At 36.3% G+C, this 18,281-nt stretch carries 16 protein-coding genes; 1 reads left to right on the plus strand and 15 read right to left on the minus strand.

Annotated features, from left to right (window positions below):
* Positions 1 to 9: 9 nt before the first annotated feature.
* The 5 genes from BUB90_RS20840 to BUB90_RS20860 all read right to left on the minus strand — a co-directional run bounded on the left by BUB90_RS20840 (position 10) and on the right by BUB90_RS20860 (position 5,682).
* Entirely contained in the window at positions 10 to 627 is a 618-nt protein-coding gene (locus BUB90_RS20840) for an ATP-binding cassette domain-containing protein (RefSeq protein ID WP_073291117.1), read from the minus strand.
* Positions 628 to 800: 173 nt separating this feature from the next.
* On the minus strand, positions 801 to 1,325 hold the full coding sequence (nrdG, locus tag BUB90_RS20845) for an anaerobic ribonucleoside-triphosphate reductase activating protein (protein ID WP_073291120.1): 525 nt from the start codon (positions 1,323 to 1,325) through the stop codon (positions 801 to 803).
* Positions 1,326 to 3,485 (minus strand): anaerobic ribonucleoside-triphosphate reductase, encoded by a 2,160-nt coding sequence (gene nrdD / locus BUB90_RS20850; RefSeq protein ID WP_073291121.1) that lies wholly within the window; start codon positions 3,483 to 3,485, stop codon positions 1,326 to 1,328.
* Positions 3,486 to 3,672: 187 nt separating this feature from the next.
* Positions 3,673 to 4,569, minus strand: coding sequence for a GGDEF domain-containing protein (locus BUB90_RS20855; RefSeq protein ID WP_073291123.1), 897 nt, complete (start codon positions 4,567 to 4,569; stop codon positions 3,673 to 3,675).
* 162 nt (positions 4,570 to 4,731) lie between these two features.
* Entirely contained in the window at positions 4,732 to 5,682 is a 951-nt protein-coding gene (locus tag BUB90_RS20860; RefSeq protein WP_073291125.1) for an MraY family glycosyltransferase, read from the minus strand.
* A gap of 363 nt (positions 5,683 to 6,045) precedes the next feature.
* Between BUB90_RS20860 and BUB90_RS23835 the strand changes: the two genes are divergently transcribed.
* A complete protein-coding gene (locus tag BUB90_RS23835; RefSeq protein ID WP_073291127.1) occupies positions 6,046 to 6,603 on the plus strand; it encodes an SHOCT domain-containing protein in 558 nt (185 codons plus the stop codon).
* A gap of 146 nt (positions 6,604 to 6,749) precedes the next feature.
* Here BUB90_RS23835 and BUB90_RS20870 read toward each other — a convergent pair whose 3' ends face one another.
* The 10 genes from BUB90_RS20870 to BUB90_RS20915 all read right to left on the minus strand — a co-directional run bounded on the left by BUB90_RS20870 (position 6,750) and on the right by BUB90_RS20915 (position 18,090).
* On the minus strand, positions 6,750 to 9,056 hold the full coding sequence (locus BUB90_RS20870; RefSeq protein WP_073291129.1) for a cation-translocating P-type ATPase: 2,307 nt from the start codon (positions 9,054 to 9,056) through the stop codon (positions 6,750 to 6,752).
* Positions 9,057 to 9,143: 87 nt separating this feature from the next.
* Positions 9,144 to 9,839 (minus strand): DUF4304 domain-containing protein, encoded by a 696-nt coding sequence (locus BUB90_RS20875; protein ID WP_073291131.1) that lies wholly within the window; start codon positions 9,837 to 9,839, stop codon positions 9,144 to 9,146.
* Between the two features lie 269 nt (positions 9,840 to 10,108).
* On the minus strand, positions 10,109 to 11,254 hold the full coding sequence (locus BUB90_RS20880) for a glycosyl hydrolase family 18 protein (RefSeq protein WP_073291133.1): 1,146 nt from the start codon (positions 11,252 to 11,254) through the stop codon (positions 10,109 to 10,111).
* A gap of 131 nt (positions 11,255 to 11,385) precedes the next feature.
* A complete protein-coding gene (locus BUB90_RS20885; protein WP_073291134.1) occupies positions 11,386 to 13,131 on the minus strand; it encodes an ammonium transporter in 1,746 nt (581 codons plus the stop codon).
* 130 nt (positions 13,132 to 13,261) lie between these two features.
* Complete coding sequence (locus tag BUB90_RS20890; protein ID WP_073291135.1) at positions 13,262 to 13,519, minus strand: hypothetical protein; 258 nt, start codon at positions 13,517 to 13,519, stop codon at positions 13,262 to 13,264.
* Positions 13,520 to 13,562: 43 nt separating this feature from the next.
* Positions 13,563 to 14,552: a choloylglycine hydrolase gene (bsh, locus tag BUB90_RS20895; RefSeq protein WP_073291137.1), complete on the minus strand. Its 990-nt coding sequence runs from the start codon at positions 14,550 to 14,552 to the stop codon at positions 13,563 to 13,565.
* A 256-nt stretch (positions 14,553 to 14,808) separates the two neighbouring features.
* Positions 14,809 to 15,147: a CGGC domain-containing protein gene (locus BUB90_RS20900; RefSeq protein ID WP_073291140.1), complete on the minus strand. Its 339-nt coding sequence runs from the start codon at positions 15,145 to 15,147 to the stop codon at positions 14,809 to 14,811.
* Complete coding sequence (locus BUB90_RS20905; RefSeq protein WP_073291142.1) at positions 15,144 to 15,926, minus strand: ABC transporter ATP-binding protein; 783 nt, start codon at positions 15,924 to 15,926, stop codon at positions 15,144 to 15,146. The genes BUB90_RS20900 and BUB90_RS20905 overlap by 4 nt, the downstream gene beginning before the upstream one ends.
* Entirely contained in the window at positions 15,926 to 17,014 is a 1,089-nt protein-coding gene (locus tag BUB90_RS20910; RefSeq protein WP_242952585.1) for a FecCD family ABC transporter permease, read from the minus strand. Before BUB90_RS20910 ends, BUB90_RS20905 begins: the two co-directional genes overlap by 1 nt.
* Positions 17,014 to 18,090, minus strand: coding sequence for an ABC transporter substrate-binding protein (locus BUB90_RS20915; protein WP_170865553.1), 1,077 nt, complete (start codon positions 18,088 to 18,090; stop codon positions 17,014 to 17,016). Before BUB90_RS20915 ends, BUB90_RS20910 begins: the two co-directional genes overlap by 1 nt.
* Positions 18,091 to 18,281 lie beyond the last annotated feature (191 nt).

An 18,281-nucleotide genomic window follows, 5' to 3' on the forward strand; every position in this document is an offset into this window, starting at 1 on the left:
ATATCTTGATTAGATAAGAACGATCTCATCGCAGATTCGTTCGATATATTCTTCTTTCTCGCTAGCGATTCCAATGGTATAGCCAAGCTTTTTAAGCTTTGCTAGAATCTTTCGTATGTCTGCATGGTTTCCTTCGTTTGCAGCGGTAAAGACTCCTGCATCAATTAATAACATCTTCTGCCCTTCCATAATTGCCTGCGCAATACTGAGTTTTTGACGCATACGGTCTGAATATCGTAGTACCTTTCGGTTATTCGTTGGCGATATTCCTACGAATGCCATTGCCTCGCATATTTCCTTTTCTCTAGCTATTTCATTGATTCCTGCGATGTATTTGAGATTTTTAAAGCCTGTATACTCTGTTAAAAAACCAATATCTGATATATAAACTCCAACATGTCTAGGAACTTGCCCATACAGTCTGAGACTCTCGTCTTTATAATATATTTCCCCTTGGCACGGCGTTATTTCTCCCGCTAATAATTGCATAAACAAGGATACCTTTTCATAATTCGATCCAACAAAACCAACAACGGTTCCTTTGTTAATTGCTAAACTAATATTTTCTACTATTGTATGTCCTTCGTATCTTTTTGTCACGCCTTCTAGTCTTAATTCGTATTTCATTCTATATTCCTGTACCTTTAACTGTTGTAATTCTCTTATATTTTTCCTTAGAAAACAATTTTCCTTAGCTTACGTAATCTTCTTGTTTTCCATAAAATATCGCACGAACACCATACTTTTAGGTACGTTCGTGCGATATATTTTGTTCTATTATTATGATTATGAGACAATCATTATCTTAACTTCCATAAAATCGTCTTACCTTGTTTCAAAGACTCTTTCACATCAATAATTCTTTGATTGGAGGAACCTCGGAAGGCTAATGTAATGTCCTTTAACTCTTCTTTGAATTCTCCGTCCACTAAGACATCAATTAAACCAAGCATCTCATCGGTATGTTCACATCGTGCTCGACTCTCACTTAGTAAATCATCTTCTAGTGTATATCCTGTATAGCACCAGATATTCTTCTGTGGGTATTTCTCTTTCACCTTGTGTAAGAGTGGTAAAAGTACTTCTTGATTTGGTCGTTCAAACGGTTCTCCTCCAAGGAGTGAAAGTCCATTGATGAACGAAGGTTCCAGCGCTTCTACTATCTCGTTCGCGGTATCCTCTGTAAAATGTTCACCATATGTGAAATCCCACGCTTCATAATTAAAACAACCTTTACACTGATGGGTACAGCCAGATACAAACAAAGAAACTCTGACGCCCTCCCCATTAGCAATATCGTATTTTTTTATTGCACCATAATTCATCTATAAATGAAGCACCCTTTCTTTAATCTCTTGCGTTCTTCCTTGATTCCAGAATTGTGTTCCTATATATCCACAAGTTCTACGAGCTACATTCAGTGTATCCTGATCACGATTACTGCAATTTGGACACTCCCATATAAGTTTGCCACCCTCTTCACTCACAATCTTGATTTCACCGTCAAATCCACACTCCTGGCAATAATCGCTCTTGGTATTCAACTCCGCATACATAATGTTATTGTAGATGAACTTAATTATCTCAAGAACCGCTGGAATGTTGTTTTGCATGTTAGGAACTTCCACGTAACTTACGGCACCACCTGAAGATAGGGCTTGGAATTTTGATTCAAATTTTAGTTTGGAGAATGCATCAATAGGCTCTGATACATTCACATGATAACTATTTGTGATATAGCTCTTATCCGTAACACCTTCGACTATACCAAATCTTTTTTGTAAACATTTTGCAAACTTATAAGTTGTACTTTCTATTGGTGATCCATACGTACTGAAAGCGATATTCGTCTCTTCTTTCCACTTATCGCAAGCATCATTCATATATTGCATAACTTCAAGTGCAAACGGTGTAATTTCGGGATTGGTATGAGATTCTCCTGTCATGTATTTTACACATTCATATAATCCTGCATAACCAAGTGAAATTGTCGAATACCCACCATATAGTAAGCTATCGATTGTTTCACCTTTCTTAAGTCTTGCTAGTGCACCATATTGCCATAGAATTGGTGCTGCATCGGATAAGGTTCCCTTCAAGCGATTGTGGCGACACATTAAACCTTTATAACAAAGCTCTAATCTCTCATCAAAGATCTTCCAGAACTTGTCCATATCTCTACCCGATGATAAAGCAACGTCTACAAGGTTGATGGTAACAACACCTTGGTTAAAACGTCCGTAGAACTTGTAATTCCCATTCTCGTCTTTCCATGGACTTAGCGCACTTCTACAACCCATAACAGGGAAACAGTTTCCTTCTTTTAATTCTCTCATCATCTTTTCAGAGATGTAATCTGGAACCATTCTCTTCGTCGTACATTTTGCTGCTAACTCCGTTAAGTAATAGTATTCGGAATCTTCGCTGATATTATCCTCTTCAAGAACATAAATTAATTTAGGGAATGCTGGTGTAACCCAAACCCCTGCTTCATTCTTAACACCTTGATATCTTTGCTTTAATGTTTCTTCTATAATTAAGGAGAGATCCTTCTTCTCCTGCTCATTCTTTGCTTCATTCAGATACATGAAAACAGTTAAAAATGGTGCTTGACCATTGGTAGTCATCAGTGTAACTACCTGATATTGAATGGTTTGAACACCCTTTGTAATCTCTTTTCTTAATCTCTTCTCTACCAACTTACTGATTAATTCTTCGGATGCTTTTGTTCCTAATAGTTCTATTTCTTCAATTAAATCCCTACGTATCTTATCACGAGAAATCTGAACAAATGGCGCAAGATGTGCTAAACTGATACTTTGTCCACCATATTGGCTACTTGCAACTTGTGCAATTATCTGTGTTGCGATATTACAAGCAGTGGAAAAACTATGTGGTTTTTCAATTAATGTTTCACTAATTACTGTGCCGTTTTGAAGCATATCTTCAAGATTAATCAAATCACAGTTGTGCATATGTTGTGCATAATAATCGGAATCATGGAAATGTATTATACCCTCTTTATCAGCTTCCACAATATCAGCTGGAAGGAGTAATCTTCTTGTTATGTCCTTACTAACTTCACCCGCCATGTAATCACGTTGAACACTATTTACAGTAGGATTCTTATTGGAATTCTCCTGTTTTACCTCTTCGTTATTACATTCAATCAATGATAGTATCGTATTATCTGTTGTGTTAGCTTTACGTACAAGAGAACGTTTATATCGGTACCTGACATACGATTTCGCCACATCAAAGGCTCCCGTAGACATGATTTGGTTTTCTACCATATCTTGGATCTCTTCTACAGATACTACTCGATTCATTTTTAAACATTTATATTCAACATAGTCAGCAATTTCACTGATTTGCTCCTTAGTAAGCATTGAATTCAATGTTGCATCACTAGCTTTAATAACTGCTGCTATAATTTTATTAAGATCAAAAATTTCTTCTGAACCATTTCGTTTTATGATTTTCATAATGTACCTCTCCTCCAATTAATGTGCAATAATCATTATAATCTTTATGAGGGATTATTTCAATTGTTTCTTACATGAAATTTTATTTTTTTCACAATATATTGTATATAGGTATAATTAAAGGCACACTATAAAGTGTTTTATAAGGACTTTTCTCCTATATACGCAGAGAGGTTATCTGTCGTTCTTATATGCGCTTTTTCATTAAATACATGGATTCATCGGCTTCTTTCAACATATGATTAACGAATTCTTTTGTCGTCTCGAACGATTCCGTAAACGAATATCCCATGTCCACAACCACATAACTTTGCTCCGGTTCATTATAGCAGATCTTGTTTACCTCTTTACGTAATAATTCCATCTTTGCAACAACCATCTCTTTTGTGTAATTCACTAAAACAATAACGAATTCATCACCACCCATACGTATAACGGAATCACTTGGTTCTATATGTTCTTTAAGTGTAGCTGCAACATCAATTAATATCCGATCCCCAATGTCATGTCCAAGCAAATCATTAATTTCTTTAAATTTACTCAGATCTGCCATGATAAAACCAATTCGCTTTGCTACCTCATCGTTGTTTTTATAGAGATAAATAAATTCCTCTAGATATCTTCTATTATAGACCTTCGTTAGCGGATCTTCATATACTTTATGATAGATTTCTGCAATTAAACTAACTACACTTTGGTCCATTTGATCGTTAATTCCGAACTTATGAAAAAGTACATCATCTGATACTCCGTTTATAATCTCCAAAACTATCTTACATTCATTCCCAGATTCATCGCAAACCACAACAGGTTTAGATGATACATGATATAGATCACCTTCTATGAACTCATACTTCGTCTTAGCGCAACCTTCTAACGTGCCACACATACTCGTACAATTCTCACACCTGACGTCTTTATTCCATAATTTATAACAACGCTCTTGCTCTTTAAGAATATTTAGCTCTTCGTCATAAGAAATAACCGTTGTTTTCGTTGTATCCACTAACCTTACAATATCAAAAAATGATTTCATGGATTCTATTGCATTCTTTATATTCTGTAAACTTAATTTTTCCGCCATGTATATTCTCCCATTTGAAACTTGTTTCGAGTCAATCCATATCCTAGCATATCAAAAGAGTATACATGAAACCATTCTACTTGTACACTCTTTTCAGCAAAATTGTTTATTAAGTTAATTCCTTAACACTACCTTTTCATTCAATGCAACAGACTAGTACAACTATATAAGTATTACGTATGCAAGAATCGAAAAAAATGTCTGTATAATCAAGAATCGTACAACAACTTGTGTATCCGACCAATGATGCTTCTTCCTGACATGATCATGTATTGGCGTTAGTGTATTCTTCAGAATTCCAACTTTTAAGAAACGTAATAAGAATACTTTAACTAAGCCCAAACCACCATCAATCAGAAATACCCCTGCCAACAAGATAAATATGAACGGATGTCCTGTCTTAATCGTAATGATTGCAATAAAAAATCCCAATGCCCGTGAGCCAGCATCCCCCATTAACATACTACTAGGCGAAGAATTAAAATAAAGATATGCCAATAAAACTGCTACAAATAAAAAATTTGCCATGGCATATTTACCTAGGGTCTGGCTGAAAATAATACTAAATGATATAAGTACTACGCTTGCAACACTTGCGCATAATCCGTCTACTCCATCTGAGCAATTTGTAACATTAATAGCTACCCAAAACAGAATAATTCCTAAAATTATATATAACACCTTGGGAATTATAAGCTCCGCAGTTCCTATATAGATAGTTGTTGAATTGAAATCCATAAAAGTTAGAATCGTTATTACTGATAGAATTAGATCAATTAACCCCTTCTTATATTCATTCCATGGAGTATCGGAGGCATCATCTAGATACCCACTTAACATAACTCCAAACAATAGAATGGAATAGATTACGTATTCGCGGTCCACTGGAAGAAATATAAAACTACATATTAAAAAGCATACTACAAAAGTTAAGCCAACACCTCGAATTTTCCCTTTTGATAAGTTTCCATTCAGTGCATAGTCTCGCCCCTTGTCACTGGGTAGAAAGGGTAACGGGCGCTTTAACGCTAGAAATGTAATAACAAAAGCAACAACTATACCAATCATAACAATCTGGTTCACACTCAGATAGTTACTTAATATCTTGTACATACTCCTCACCTTCTGCTATATAGCAGTCCTTTCTTGATGTGTTAGTGTATCATTAGTTTTTGAGCAAAACCCTTATCCTTTCTACAGCAGCTAAGTTGGCAATACACAAGTACAGGTTAGCTCTATACAGCTTATCCTATACTACTCTATTCTACTATCAATATTTACCAATTATTCGTCCTATTATTAAAATTTGACAAACTATCTGGTCCTTATTCATAGCAAATTTCTCATATGGAATTCCTACACTACAGTAATTGATTCTTTCACAATTTATTTTTACTTATATTTACCATTTGTTTCGTATGATATATAATTATTTTATTACTGAAAATTATACAAATTAAAGAGGAGGATCTATTCATGAAAAGGGAAACAGAGCAAATTCTAAAAGAGTTTGAAGTGAAAACATTTGGTAATGTTAAAAATATTGAAAATGCTGAAAGTAAATTAAGACCAGGTGAAAAAATATTATACATATCTCCAACTAATGCAATTATCACTACTGTCAACATAAGAAAACAAGAAAAATTACCGGGTATTTCCGTTCTAACCAATCAACGTTTTTTCTTTGTCTATAAATCTCTAAATATTGAAAATACCGAGGAGTTTTCTTTAGATACACTCAATTCCATTAATTGTTCTGGTAATGGCATAACTGGAGGTCATATTCAATTACATACTAATACCAAAAGTTACGATCTCCTTATTACATATAAGAAAGATATCATGGAGAAAATTAGAAATACGTTTACTAATGCAAAATTAAATCTCAACATATCTAGTACAATGAATATTTCAATTATCACTACGAATGATATACCAGAACAAATCGAAAAATTATCTCAACTAAAAAATAGTGGAATTTTAACCGAAGATGAGTTCAACAGCAAGAAGGCAGAATTACTTGCACGTCTATAATAATATCAAGACATATAATTAGATATATACTGTAAATAAGGGCAAAACCTACCTTGATAGGTTTTGCCCTTATTCTAATAATTACCGATGTAATCGATAACCAGCTCCCCACACTTTCCGCAACGAACAATGTCAATCTATGCATCTCACCTTATCCTAATAATCTGTATCTTTTTTAACTTCATAAAAATACTTGTAAGAATAACCATTCCTGCCAAAGCAATCGTTAGATAGCCTAGCATATTAAACGTTACTGTGCACACCTCAAAAAGCGATGGAAGTACTGCCAGCGCACCAAAAGCCCCAAGAATCATAGTCGCACAAGTAAATACTCTGAGTTTTGTAAATGGAATACAGCTCTTTACTACAGCCACCATGGACGTCATCATTAAAAGTAAATACATAATTGTCTGATTTTGATTTGCATCAAATGGAGTGGTCAAACTTACAATTACAATCATTATTGTAATACTTAATGCGAACGGAGCTGCATTTCCCAATACTTTCTTTAAAAAACCACCATGTATTCTTCTCGTATTTGATTCAAAGATTGTAAGGAAGGAAGGCGCTGCTTCAATAAAAGCATCAATTAAAGTAATCTGTATCGGTATGAAAGGAAATGGAATATTTAACAGGATACAGAATAAAGACACAAGGATAGAGTATATGGTTTTAATAAAGAATACTCCTGCGGTTCTTGTCACATTGTTTACTACCTTTCTTCCCTCTAACACTACTTGAGGAAGATGCGTAAAATCAGAATTTAATAACACAATTTGGGAAATCTGACGGCTTGCATCACTTCCCTCTGCTACAGCTATAGAACAATCTGCCTCTCTAAGAGCTAGTAGATCATTAACGCCGTCTCCTGTCATTGCTACATGATGCCCCTGTCGTTTCAATGCTTGTACCAATTGTTGTTTTTGTTTTGGTGTAACCCTTGCAAACACAGCATATTCCTTGCAAATCTTGTCATAATTCACATCTTCTCCTACTGTGCTTAAATCTATCGCATCGTTCCACCGTTCTAGTCCTGCCTTTTTCGCAATTATAGAAACTGTTTTCAAATGATCCCCTGAAATAACTTTTACATCAACACCCTCATTACGGAAATACTCCAGTGTCTGGCGAGTATTTTTTCGAATGGTATCTGTCAGAATTGCGATATACATAGGGTGAATATCCTCGGGCAATTCATTTTCATTGTTCCACATTCTCTTACAATATCCAATCACCACCACACGATAACCTGCTTCCATCTGCTCTTCCACATCTCTTGGTAGCTGCTTCATCATACGCTCTGGAGCCCCCACAAAGACGGTACCCATGTCACTGAAACTGATAGCTCCCCACTTCCTGTGTGAAGAGAAGGATATTCTATCTACAGGCGAATATATGGCTTTCGCTGAGAACTCTTCTTCCAAAGCTTGAAATGTTGCATTGTTATCATTACATGCCGCGAGGTAAGACTGAATCAGTTTATCTGTTTCTTCCTTCGGAAGTTTTGTCATAGGAATCACTGTCTTTACTTTCATTTTACCATCCGTTATAGTTCCTGTTTTATCCAGACATAGAACGTCCACATGAGCCAAAGTCTCTAGCGAGTAGATATTTTGTACCAGGATTTTCATCTTCGCTAACCGTATTACTCCCGTTGCCAGAGATACCGAAATTAACAATACTAGACCTTTCGGCAACATACCCAAAAGTGCCGCTGAGGAAGTTATAATAGAATCAGCAAATGTCATATGTCGCAGTAACATCGCCTCTATAAAAAGTAAAATTCCTAGGGGAACAATTAAGAAACTTGTGAAACGCGTCACCTTCTTCATTGCACCTAAAAGTTCTGAATGAACCTGTTTTTCCTTCTTTACATCGTCCGCTAATTTAGTAGCGTAATTCTCACTACCCACATGTATAACTTTTGCATAACATCTGCCGGAGATTACAAAACTCCCCGAATAGAGCTCATCTCCCTCCTCTTTGATCACAGCATCGCTCTCACCAGTTAAGAGTGATTCATTCACTTCCAATGATCCCCGCAAAACAACCGCATCATTACAAATTTGTTTGCCACTATCCAGTACCATTACATCATCTTTTACGATTTCTTCTGTCTCAACAAGAAGTTCTTTTCCATCCCTTAGTACTGTGACATGAGGGCGATTCAGAATGGACAGGTTATCCACCATTTTTTTTGCTTTCAGTTCCTGTGCAATCCCTATGCTTATGTTTAGTATGATAATTGCAATAAATAACAGATTAGAATAGGCTCCTACACCCAAAAGCAATGCTGCGATTATGAAATTTAACAGATTGAATAATGTAAATATATTTTCCTTAACAATCTGCGTATTTGTTTTTGTAATAGATGACCTCAAATTCCCCTCATCTTCTGTTTTTCTGTGTTCCATTACTTCTTTAGTCGATAACCCTAATATAGGTTCCTGCATATGATTTCCTCCAATAGCTACTTCTAATATTTTTATATAAAAATTACATATCGTAATATTTTCCTTCACTAACCAATGTAACATATTTCATTGTAAAACATGCATTATAAATTCCTTTACTTCTTCTTCATTATTACCAGTATACTTCAAAACGTCTTGTAGCAAGTCCATATTTTCTAAAATATCTTGCTTATTAATTCGACCATTATCAATGAATTCTTCTAAAAACTTCTTATTAGTAAAAGAGCATGCCAGCATAGTGGCACCATAAAAGAAAGTTAAAAGATGATTTCTTTTATTATTATTAAGTTCGATTAATTCCTCCAATAGTTTATCCCAATCTTCTAAGTTTTGAACGAAATCAAGACGTGGTAATATGTACTGGCTAATATCACTGCCTATCCTTGCAGCCGCATCATCATAATCTGTTACAATGGGTTGTCCATTTTTAATCCCACCTATTGAATATCCATTCGATCTATAAGGATGCAATAATCCGCTATCTGGTAAGAATGTCTCTTCCCTTGTTGGAGAATTACCTCCATCGCTTTTCTTCACATCATTGATATCAACAACTTCTTTCTTATCCAGTACTCCTATATTAAACCAAAAATCGAATCCCATCTCCTCATTATTAAACTGTGATGATTGTAGGTTTATAATAACGTAACATTCCTGACATTCCCTATAGAACGTCGTACCACCACATTTATAACCAGCTGACTTAATAAGTGGCTTTATTACTTCCTTTAGAATTCTATTTTTCTTCTCTCTTTCAGTCATTGTATAATCCCACAAACATTCCTATCGCTTGTACAGATGTAATAACAATATTTTCTTTGTTGTTGCATGTATTCCCTCCTTTTATATTTATATATTAATACAGTACAGCATTTATTATATTTTGTATACCTCCTTTCCCTTAATAAATTTCAATATACTATTCTCCACTTTATTAATTTAGCTTATAAACAACCTAAAATATTCATTAACAGACAGTACATTAGGCGGGTGTTCTACGTAACACCCGCCTAATCAGATCATACCTCTCTTTATTCACTTTGCTTCTCAATCCAGAAAGTATCTGCTAACAATAACCAATTGGCACGGAATAATTTCATAACTTGCCAATATCCCATACCCCGTAAATCAAATTCTTTTACCAGATTAAACTTTGCTTCCATACTACGAACATCTTCAAACCACACTTCATGCTCTAATCCGTCTCTTGTATAACGAAAGTAAGGAGACATAGCAACCGGATCAAACTGTATCTCAGCATTATTATCAACAGCAATTTCAATGGCTTCGATATTACCAATCGTTCTTGCTTTGGATTCTCCTTTTACAAATGGTAGGGTCCAGTCATATCCATAGTTTGGGATTCCCAAATCAATCTTATACTCTGGAATACGTGTAATAGCGTATTCAACAACTTCACGTACTTTGTTGATTGGTGCGACCGCCATAGGTGGCCCATAGGTATACCCCCATTCATACGTCATTAATAATACGCTATCTGCAGCTTCTCCAAGTAGAGCATAATCCTTTCCTGCGTATAATAGACCTTCCTGTGTATCTGAGGTTTTAGGCGCTAGTGCAACGGATACTGGATACCCTATCGCATTGATTGCTTCTCGCAGACGTCCGACAAATTCCGCAAAAGTCACTCTGTCTTCCGGCAGAATATATTCAAAATCAACATCTACTCCTTGAAATCCTTTCGCTTGAACGGTTTCCGTAATTTGTTGAATTAAATTCTCCGCAGCCTCCCAGTTATTAATAACACGATTTATTAAATAATTACTAAATTGGCCATCCGGACCAAATGGCGTTAAAGTAAGAATCGGAGCTGCTTGAAACTGAATGGCGGCCTCAATCATGAAAGTGTCATCTAATGGTGGGTAGATCAAATCCCCTTCTGCACTAAACCCATAAGAAAAGACAGAAAGAGCACTTAGATAAGGTAACGTTTGATTCAAAACATCGGAATTAATAAAGGGGTAGGCATATCCATTCACCGATACCGTTTTTCGTTCATTTGAAGGAGTGCCTTTTGTTAATAATAAAGCCTGACCAACCGCAAGTGCATACGGGTATTCAATTTGATTATTATATAACACCGACTCTACCGAAACTTCATTCTCTAAAGCAACCGAATCTACCGTATCTCCAGATTTAACTATATATATTTCCATAAAAAATCCTTTTCTATTAATATATGTAGCAGAAATATTTATGGGATTAAAGATAAAATAATAGGCTGTTGCAGAATTATATATCTTCTCATATTTTGCAACAGCCTATTCTACATGGACCTCTTTACTATTTAATCTTCATCTTGTAGTGCATCATAACCATGTTCATTGGTACGAATCTTAATTACGTCCTCAACATCATAGATAAAGATTTTTCCGTCACCAATCTTACCTGTATAAAGAATCTTTTGGATAGTGTCAACGAGTGTTTTCGTTGGGATTTTGCATATTACTACGTCAATCTTAATTTTCGGAAGCAATCTTGTGTCCACAGGTGCTCCTCGGAAATAAGTTTGGTGTCCCTTTTGCATACCATGCCCGAAAACATTGGTAACTGTAAGACCAGTGATACCAAGCGTATCAAGCGCATCTTGAAGTTCTGCAAATTTGGTTTGATTTGCAATAATCGTAACCTTCGTAAGTTTTGCACCAGCATGTTCTTTGTGCACAACAGGGATTGCAATATCCTCTGAAACTGTAGCTGTAGCTGCTGAAGGGGCTGTTTTATCTAACTTAATAGTTTCGATGTTGCTTGGTAATTCTGATTCAGTAGCAACTGGAGCGAAGTCTGGATACGCTATATTACCATGCTCACCAATATCAAGACCAGCTATTTCTTCCTCGCGAGTTACACGAATGCCGATGGTCTTCTTAATAACAAGCCAAACTATTGCAGAAGCAATGAATACAAAAGCTCCCACAGCAACGATACCGATTATCTGTACACCAAGCAATTCGAATCCACCACCATAGAGTAAACCATTCTTAGTAGAGAGACTTGTAACACCCTCTTTTGCGAACAAACCTACACATAGTGTACCAAAAATACCGCAACCAAGATGAACTGAAGTTGCACCAACCGGATCGTCAATCCTAATACGGTCAAAGAACAATACTGCAAATACAACTAGAATACCTGCTACTGCGCCGATTAGTAAGGAAATCTCGATACTTACATAAGCACAACTACCAGTAATTCCTACTAGACCTGCAAGACATCCGTTGATTGTCATACCAAGGTCTGGTTTGCCTAAGAATATCCATGCGGTTGCAGTTGAGGTTAACACAGCCGCAATTGCCGCAGTGTTAGTTGTCATAAGTATGTAAACGACATCGGAAGGATTCTGGAAACTCATTGTTGATCCAGGATTAAATCCGAACCAACCAAGCCAAAGTACAAACAGTCCGATAACTGCAAGTGACATATTGTGTCCTGGAATGGCCTTAGCCTTGCCCTTTTTATCGTATTTTCCAATACGAGGTCCGAGAATCAACGCCCCAGCGAGAGCAGCCCACCCACCAACAGAGTGAACAACTGTATCACCTGCAAAATCCATAAATCCCAGATCAGCAAGCCAACCGCCTCCCCATACCCAGTGACCTACAACTGGATATATAAAGAGCGTAAGCACAAACGAAAAGATTATAAACGAAATATATTTGACACGCTCAGCAACCGCACCTGATACAATTGTTGCTGCAGTGCCACAGAAAACTAGTTGGAAGAAGAACTTACCCCAAAAAGGAACATTTGATGTCAATGTGCCATCATAGAAGGAAAGATCTGCATTTCCTAAGACAAAAAGATGTTGTGTTCCGATGAAAGGATTATCACCACCAAACATTAGACCCCAGCCAAGTAACAAAAATCCGAGGGATGAAACTGCAAATACAATAAAGTTTTTTGACAGGATATTAACCGTGTTCTTTGATCTTGCAAAACCTGCTTCAACAGCTGCAAAGCCAAGGTTCATGAAGAAAACCAAAATAGCCGCAAGAAATACCCATATTGTGTCAATAATCATAGTAGTACTCATAAAAACACCTCCGATATAATAATAAAAAATAGGGCGAAGATGTTCTTTCTCAGAACATCTTCGCCCTATTTTTTTACATTTTTATTCTATCAAAGTAATTATTTACTGTCAATATTTTTTTTATTTTTTCTTAGCGATATCTTAGTGCTTCTATTTTCCACTCATTTATATACTTAATCATGTCTAAATTATTCTCATTAAACTGTGTGAGACGATTCACATTGGCTCCCGACGGATGGGGAAATCCGTGTGTAATTCCAATAATGAACACTTTTGCCTTTGGATTAATATACTCATTGTGTGGGGCATAGTAAATCTCAATCGTATCCTTTTTCTCAATTAATAGCTCCGGTATAAGAAGTTCTTCCTTTGAGTATCTATCTTGCAACGGTAAGCTCTGTATAATCTTTTTAAATCATATAATGTGTATTTCAATTTTGAAAATTGTAGTCCTGCTCTGTTAGATATGGAAAAGAAATAATATCTGTGGTCTCAACGTTTTCTTTTCTTATATCAATTACATTTATTCTGCTATTATCGTAAGTTCTGTAAAAATAGATACCATGATCCAAGTCCATACAGGAAGAATATATGGTCAAATCCTCCACTCCTTCTTCTGTCATAGCACCACCTCTCACCATCTTAACATAATCAAGCATATTAAAAAACTGGGATACGGCTTCGTTGTCGCTATTGATAGAAGGGATATTCGCTCTAATGAAAGCAATTCTTACAAATCTTGAAACAGATGCAAAATCTCCAGGTATTCCAAGTGTTCCACTACCAATACCTAAAGAATGTAATTCTTTGTTACTCCAGACACTCTTCTTGTGATGCACGGGGGAAAGAAATAAATACTCATTCAAGTTTGTTAGATGCCAATCAAAAGTTGGATTATTCGTCATTACCCCGACCGGGTTGTCATATACCTTAATGCCTTCAACCGTCTTCTCGACAACAATGGATTCACCGCTTTTGTCGGACAACATCCAATGCAGGGTTGCCACTGGTGTCTCACTATTTATAGGGGCATCTACTAACTCTATTTCTTTTATCGCTTCTTTAACCTCAGCCACTGTTGTATAGTTCGATAACGCCCACTGAATCAAATCGTAAGGGGCAATGTTTAATTTCCCCTCAACACTTTCTTTTTCGAAGTAAGCATATCCCCCAAAATTCAGCCCTGCACAAGCCAACCCATCCTTGTTCATTGCTTCTGCAAATGTTGCATGGTTGTCAATAACAGTCCCCATACCAATTATGGCTTTGTGATTAATAACAACATTTCCAGTAACCTTATCTTGGTACTGATAATTTGGTGGCATAATTAAAACACGTTGATTAAAATTATATGCCAGATCCATGTTTCGACCAAAGAACACTTTGTTATCCGCAGTTTTTATACTTAACGCTGTACACATATAAACGATCTCCTTTGTTTGTTTTTAGTCTATTTTTTGCTTTTGTAATGATAAATATTCAATAGATTATCTTCCTTCTTTTGATGTTACCAGATAAATCCAATTTTATTGTATGATAAAAAACCTCCAAGTGCAGTCTAACAGACAACCACTCAGAGGTGTATAATACTAACTATTTTAATTAATTATTAGATATGGGAGAATCTGTACATTGTTATATACCATCCTAGGGTGATTTATTTTCAAATATTCAATCTCAACGATGCGTACCAAATACCACCTTAATATCACGTTCCTTTAGCATCTGTACAATTCTTTCAATGGTTGTACAAAGCTTCCCCTCCTTGTTCTTTGTACATATGCCTATGTGCACAACTTCTACTCCATTATCTTGTAAACGATCAAGTTTCTCTATCATACCTTCATCTATCCCAGGATCAGTTCCACAACCATTGCAATGCATAAATGCCATCAACCTAGTTTCCTCATCCTTATAGATTAAAAAGGCATCTCTTTTATCATGGTACGACTGAAGACATCCCATTCCAGTGCACACGTCATTAGCTTTTAGACAGCTTAAAATTGCTACTTTCATCTACTTTCCCCTTTTGACCTTGTGGGATGGAATATTACATGTAGAATTCCATCCTCATTCCTGTTTACTGATGATTCCACCTCATATAGATTGCGTATTAATTCTGTTGTAATGACTTCCTGTGGTGTTCCGTAGGAGACAACTTCTCCGGCTTGTAGTGCGTAGATCTTATCACAATACATTGCTGCAATATTCAGATCATGAAATGCAGATATGACCGTAATTCCAAGATCCTTAACCGTATCTAGAATCTGTAACTGGTATTTAATATCAAGATGATTGGTAGGTTCATCTAATATCATACTCTCAGTCTTTTGCGCCAATGCTCGTGCCAGAATAATTCTTTGCTGTTCTCCTCCTGATAAACTAGAGAAGACACGGTTTATATAACTGGACATTCCCACCTTTTCAAGACATTCATCTACAATATCATAATCTTCTTTCGTGTCCCTTTGCATATTCTTTTTATAAGGGGAACGCCCCATTAGAACCATTTCTCTTACAGTAAAATCAAAATTATAATAATTATGCTGCGATACCACTGCCATCTTCTTGGCAGTTTCCTTGTAGGTCATCTCCTCCAAAGGCTGATTGCTTATATAGATACACCCATTATCTGGTTTCAACACTCGATAGACTGTTTTTAGAAATGTACTTTTTCCACATCCATTTGGTCCAATGATACCTACAAATTCCTTGTTTTTTATATGTGTGTTAATGCCTTTTAGGATAGGAGTTCCTCCAAGGTTCACCTTAACGTCTTTCGTAGCGATCTCCATCACTGTGCACCCCCTCCAAATCCATAGGATTTTCGAATCAGCAGATATATAAAACATGGTGCCCCAATTACCGATACAAGGATTCCTATTGGAAGTTCTGATTTAGGAATTATGACTCTGCACGCTACATCTGCCCAAATTAGAAAGATAGCTCCAGCTAATGCGCAAAGAGGAATCATTTTCTTGTGATCTGTTCCAAACAGCATTCTAACCATATGTGGAATAAGAAGACCAATAAAGCCGATCATCCCTGCACAGTATACCGCTAAACCTACCATCAAGGCGGAAATAATCAAGTATAGATGGCGATAATGATGTAAGTCAGTTCCAAGTGTAATTGAAACCTCGTCTCCTAATAGTAACATATTCAGCGTTCTTGCATGTGTTATGAAAAACAGCGTTGCTACTACCATGCACGGTAAAATCACTACGATATTTACCCATTTCGCTCCAGCAAGACTGCCCATCAACCAAAAGGTAACCGTTTCGATTCCTGCTTTATCACCTGCTATATATACTATAAAATTGGTCAATGCAGAACAGACAGAACTTAGAGCCGTTCCTGCTAAAAGTAACCTAATAGAATTCGATCGTCCTCCAATATTAGCAACAATTTGTACCAAAAGAGAAACCACAAAAGCTCCAAAAAAGGCACCAACTCCTACCGCATTACCTCCTAATAAAGATCCAAAACCAACCATAATTGCGAAGGTAGCACCAAGGGAAGCACCCGAGGAAATTCCTAAGACGTATGGATCTGCCAACGGATTCTTAACGATTGCTTGCATAACAACACCCGCTACTGCAAGTCCCATACCAACTGCCATAGCTAGAATAATCCTTGGTAGCCTAATATACCATACAATGTCTGAAACAACGCCACTCCCGTACAAACTTCCATCGCCAATCCGAAACATATGATAACAGATGACGCGGTAAACCTCTCCTATGGAAAGGTCCACCGAGCCAATGGTCACTGCTGTTAATATTGACAGTACCAGAGCTAACAAAAGGATGAGAATCATACAAACATAAATTGGTTTACCTTTCAAAACTCCGTTTTTTAAATCTATTTGTTTCATTTTCATTATTGTAATTCAGGGTACAAGGCACTAGAAATATTCGTGATTCCTTCATAGGTACGGATACCACTGCAATAGATACTAGTTAGATTAAGTGCATAGACTCTTTTGTTTTTCACAGCTGACAAACTAGAAAACGCTTTATTATCCATTATACTTGCAATTGCTTCGTCTTCGTTAATATAGCCAGTGTAATAAACCATGAAAATAACATCAGTATCTGCTGCAATTAAATCCTCTGCACTAATATTACTACTATCTTCACTTCCAACTGCCAGTACAGCACCTGCTTTTGTCGCAATATCACCACCTAAGGTGTCTGCACCATATACACGGTAAGAACCGCTCTCATCTTCTAATATTGCTACGGATAAAGGTGCTTCAATTGTTTGCGCATATTCTGCTGCTTTGGTTTCTTCTGCTTTCATCTGATCCACCAACGCCTGAGCCTTATCAACACAGTTAAAGATAATACCAATGTTCATAATATCTTCATATTCATATTCTGTAGTTCTTGGGAACTCTTCACTAGATCCCATGGCAGAACTGTTTAATGACATATACGTGTTACAGTTTCTATCAATCCAGAAATCAACATCTCCTAAACGATCATCCGCAAATAATGAATACCAGCCTAATATTAAATCTGGCTGCATGGCGATAGCATCTTCCTTAGAAGGTCTTTCATTACTATATTGTATCTTTGAAAATGCCTCTGCAAATTCATCAGCAATTTCATCATCCATACCAAAAGCATAGACGATTTTGTCTTCCAGTCCTAAAGCCATCATAGTCTCAATATTATTCTGATATGCACAGATAACTTTCTCTGGCATAGAATCAAAGGTTACCTCTATCTTCTCATGATTATAATTGTAAGTGGTTATTGTCACTGGATAATACGAATCATTCTCATTCTGTGAAGTATTCTCCTCCTGTACAACGGATTCATCCGAAACTTCTTCCGAAACTTGATCCGTTGTTTCCGGATTCTTCTCTTTAGGGGAATTAGAAGCTTTACAACCTCCTAATATCACTACACACATTACCGCTACTAACAGCGTTGCTATTCTCTTTTTCATCTTAACATCCATGCATCTTCTAGTTGATTTGTGATATTACTCATACAATATTAAAAAGATTTATAAAATCTATACTGTACGAATAGGTAGATTGAAAGTAATAATCGCATGGCTCCTTTCGTAATTTTTGATTCTTTCAATCTTGTTACTTGAGTATTATCATGATTCCAATTATTGCACTGACAAAGAGT

This window comes from Anaerosporobacter mobilis DSM 15930, from assembly GCF_900142955.1.
GTDB classification, from domain to species: Bacteria; Bacillota; Clostridia; order Lachnospirales; family Lachnospiraceae; genus Anaerosporobacter; species Anaerosporobacter mobilis.

Excerpts from the sequence above, each read along its gene's own strand:
- BUB90_RS20870 (WP_073291129.1), bottom strand. The coding sequence starts at position 9,056 with ATGCAGGAACCTATATTAGGGTTATCGACTAAAGAAGTAATGGAACAC.
- nrdG (WP_073291120.1), bottom strand. The coding sequence starts at position 1,325 with ATGAATTATGGTGCAATAAAAAAATACGATATTGCTAATGGGGAGGGC.
- BUB90_RS20905 (WP_073291142.1), bottom strand. The coding sequence starts at position 15,926 with ATGGAGATCGCTACGAAAGACGTTAAGGTGAACCTTGGAGGAACTCCT.
- BUB90_RS20855 (WP_073291123.1), bottom strand. The coding sequence starts at position 4,569 with ATGGCGGAAAAATTAAGTTTACAGAATATAAAGAATGCAATAGAATCC.
- BUB90_RS20860 (WP_073291125.1), bottom strand. The coding sequence starts at position 5,682 with ATGTACAAGATATTAAGTAACTATCTGAGTGTGAACCAGATTGTTATG.
- BUB90_RS20875 (WP_073291131.1), bottom strand. The coding sequence starts at position 9,839 with ATGACTGAAAGAGAGAAGAAAAATAGAATTCTAAAGGAAGTAATAAAG.
- bsh (WP_073291137.1), bottom strand. The coding sequence starts at position 14,552 with ATGTGTACAGCGTTAAGTATAAAAACTGCGGATAACAAAGTGTTCTTT.
- BUB90_RS20915 (WP_170865553.1), bottom strand. The coding sequence starts at position 18,090 with ATGAAAAAGAGAATAGCAACGCTGTTAGTAGCGGTAATGTGTGTAGTG.
- BUB90_RS20880 (WP_073291133.1), bottom strand. The coding sequence starts at position 11,254 with ATGGAAATATATATAGTTAAATCTGGAGATACGGTAGATTCGGTTGCT.
- BUB90_RS20910 (WP_242952585.1), bottom strand. The coding sequence starts at position 17,014 with ATGAAAATGAAACAAATAGATTTAAAAAACGGAGTTTTGAAAGGTAAA.
- BUB90_RS20885 (WP_073291134.1), bottom strand. The coding sequence starts at position 13,131 with ATGAGTACTACTATGATTATTGACACAATATGGGTATTTCTTGCGGCT.
- BUB90_RS20900 (WP_073291140.1), bottom strand. The coding sequence starts at position 15,147 with ATGAAAGTAGCAATTTTAAGCTGTCTAAAAGCTAATGACGTGTGCACT.
- BUB90_RS20840 (WP_073291117.1), bottom strand. The coding sequence starts at position 627 with ATGAAATACGAATTAAGACTAGAAGGCGTGACAAAAAGATACGAAGGA.
- nrdD (WP_073291121.1), bottom strand. The coding sequence starts at position 3,485 with ATGAAAATCATAAAACGAAATGGTTCAGAAGAAATTTTTGATCTTAAT.
- BUB90_RS23835 (WP_073291127.1), top strand. The coding sequence starts at position 6,046 with ATGAAAAGGGAAACAGAGCAAATTCTAAAAGAGTTTGAAGTGAAAACA.